4 protein-coding genes are annotated in these 2,476 nt (G+C 32.8%); all 4 read right to left on the bottom strand.

Going from position 1 to position 2,476, the window contains the following annotated elements:
• Nucleotides 1-463 precede the first annotated feature (463 nt).
• The gene (locus ACKOWY_RS01835; protein WP_408939737.1) at nucleotides 464-718 is read right to left on the bottom strand and encodes a hypothetical protein; all 255 of its coding nucleotides are present in this window, start codon (nucleotides 716-718) and stop codon (nucleotides 464-466) included.
• A 363-nt stretch (nucleotides 719-1,081) separates the two neighbouring features.
• Nucleotides 1,082-1,723, bottom strand: coding sequence for a hypothetical protein (locus ACKOWY_RS01830; RefSeq protein ID WP_408939736.1), 642 nt, complete (start codon nucleotides 1,721-1,723; stop codon nucleotides 1,082-1,084).
• An 85-nt stretch (nucleotides 1,724-1,808) separates the two neighbouring features.
• On the bottom strand, nucleotides 1,809-1,973 hold the full coding sequence (locus tag ACKOWY_RS01825; RefSeq protein ID WP_408939738.1) for a hypothetical protein: 165 nt from the start codon (nucleotides 1,971-1,973) through the stop codon (nucleotides 1,809-1,811).
• A gap of 17 nt (nucleotides 1,974-1,990) precedes the next feature.
• Nucleotides 1,991-2,221 carry a hypothetical protein gene (locus ACKOWY_RS01820; protein WP_408939735.1) on the bottom strand — a complete coding sequence of 77 codons (231 nt, stop codon included), beginning with the start codon at nucleotides 2,219-2,221 and terminating at the stop codon, nucleotides 1,991-1,993.
• Nucleotides 2,222-2,476 lie beyond the last annotated feature (255 nt).

Below are 2,476 nucleotides of genomic sequence, written 5' to 3'. Positions count from 1 at the left end.
TCGATACCCACCACTCACCATTCTACCATCCAATTCCACACCAAACGGGCTGTAATCAGAGCAGGTTCGAATACCGACACAAGGGGAAGATTTAATCATCAATTCAGTGAATTACTAATTTTTGTATTGTGACAATTTTTAAAATGGTAAGGAGTATAATGTAAATGACTAAAAATCCTATTCCACCATCCTGAAGTATAAAAAACCAAGCTAAATAGCTAAAGATTATCAAAAGAGGCGAAACTATCCATATACTAATTAGCTGAATGATAGATTTTCTAAACCACAGAATTGAGCTTGTAAATGTGATTGAAAATAGGTAAACCAACTCACTAAATAATCCGCCATCTTTACCATTATGCAATGATAAATAAGGGTATTCAATCGCTATTTCTAGACAAATCGCCAAGATTAGATATAAGACAGTTTCAGCAACTAATTGCAATTTCCTGTTTCTCATTAATTATTTTTTTTCCAACATAATACCCTCAACTTTATCATTCATAAAGATTGTAGATTTGGTTGCTACCTCTTCTGCTGCTTTGGAGTTCCAGTTAACCGCTTTCCCTTTTACTTCCTTCAAAAAGTAAAAATTAGAACCTTTGCCCAAATCATGGTTCATTGCCTTGTGAGAATTTGGACCAGTACCAGGATAATCACCTGTATGCAATTCATTTTTAAGAAGTTCTCTGAATTTTAAAAATTTGTCATTACTCATAACTTCTCCAAACGTTGGGATTGGACTTGCCTAACTTTTCCGGAGAGTTAGTTAAGCTACGTTGCTAATGTAATTGTTTTTTTCGAATTCCCTGATTTTGCAATCGATTCCTGAGTAATTACCATAGAATTCCTGATTTTTCCTATTTTAATCCCTTTTTACTAGAACTTTCCTTGAAATTTACAAAGTTTCGAATATGGATTAATATGAACACCTGAAAAAATATAATCAAATATGCTTCGAATTATTGGGTGGAGATCACCTGGGGTTTTCCCTCAAAAACTCCGATAAACTCCTTGCTCGTTCACTAACATCTGTAATGCTCGCTCCAATTTTTGAATGATCTCTATTTGCATAACGACCCTATAATTCCATTTTTGAAAACTTTCCATTGTTTATATCCTTTAGTTTTATTCTTATCCTGTTCAAGATTATTTCAAATTTTTCCCCTTTACTTTGGTATGTTCTAATGTGGTCTGACAGATTTAGATATAAGGTTTTGCCATCCAAATCTATTAATTCAGTGTACTCCTTACACCAACTACATCCACCACCTCCGCTAAGAAGAAAATAGATATTTCCACTATCATTTTTTAAAACTTGAATAGATTGGATTTGAATTTCATTTATCATACTCTTTTTCCCATCTTTAGAAAATGATAAAACCTTATCAACCAATATTTCATGATTAAATATGAAGCGATTTCCATCATAAAATTCCAATACTTGGCTACTTAAAGGATTTTGAAAAATAAAACCATTTTTTTTATAATCAAGTTCAAAATCAAGCTTTTTTTTTGACTTTACTAGTAAAGAAAAATTATCAAAATCTAATTTTCTAATGATGATAGAATCTGTTATTTCTTTTTCATCAATTTGAGGTGTAATAAATGACTTCTTCTTTTTAATCCAAACTTCATCCCCCTTTGTATAACTTTCCGTTGGATTATTGTCACAACTACTAAATAAAATTAGCACTAACGTAAATTGCAACAGTTCTTTCACTAGTAACTATTTTTTAAAATCATTAATATAATACTGCCCAATACCAGACCAAGAATGATAGTAAGCTAAGTTAATATTTATTGTATTAAGAAGCAAGATGTTGGATATAAAAAGGGTTGTAAGCGACATTGGGTTTTAGTCTTGTGGTTTGGTGTTTTTTGTTGTTATAGTACTTGACATAATAATCCACATTTTTATAAAGTTCAAGTCCAGTTTCAGCTGGATGGAAAGTGAGGTAGTTGTATTTGATGGTTTTCCAAAAACGTTCTATCCAGATGTTGTCGATTGCTCTTCCTTACCATCCATTGAGATTTTTACATTTTGTTTTTCAACGGCTCTTGTCCAGATCGCACTTGTGTATTGTGAACCTTGATCTGAGTTGATGATTTCAGGCGCTCCGTAGCGCTCTAATGCATCATTAAAGACCTCATCTGAGAGTTGATCACGAAACATAGAAAGAAGCGTACTTTTTCCAGAACGTCTCAGTCCGCTAATCACTTTGATTAAATCTTTGTCCTTGTATGCAAGTAAACTTGATAAATATTCTTTGCGGGTTACATACTGTTTCATGTAGTAAAGACATATAAATTATCGAAACTTGCAGAAAATACATTTTTCGATACTAAATAAAAGAAGAGAAGAAATTAACTTAACATAAAAAAAACCTGACAGCATCGTCAGGGTTACTTGAGTGGTCCCACACAGGCTTCCCGAAACTCGTACCTCGTTCGGGATAGACTTCTCGCCTGAAAA

The sequence above is a fragment of the Flavobacterium sp. genome (assembly GCF_046073885.1).
Classification (GTDB): Bacteria; Bacteroidota; Bacteroidia; order Flavobacteriales; family Flavobacteriaceae; genus Flavobacterium.
The sequence above is the reverse complement of the archived record's forward strand: the minus strand, read 5'-3'. Positions and strand labels throughout refer to the sequence as shown.

Bases quoted from the DNA above. Each gene is read 5' to 3' on its own strand.
- ACKOWY_RS01835 (WP_408939737.1), bottom strand. From the start codon at position 718: ATGAGTAATGACAAATTTTTAAAATTCAGAGAACTTCTTAAAAATGAA.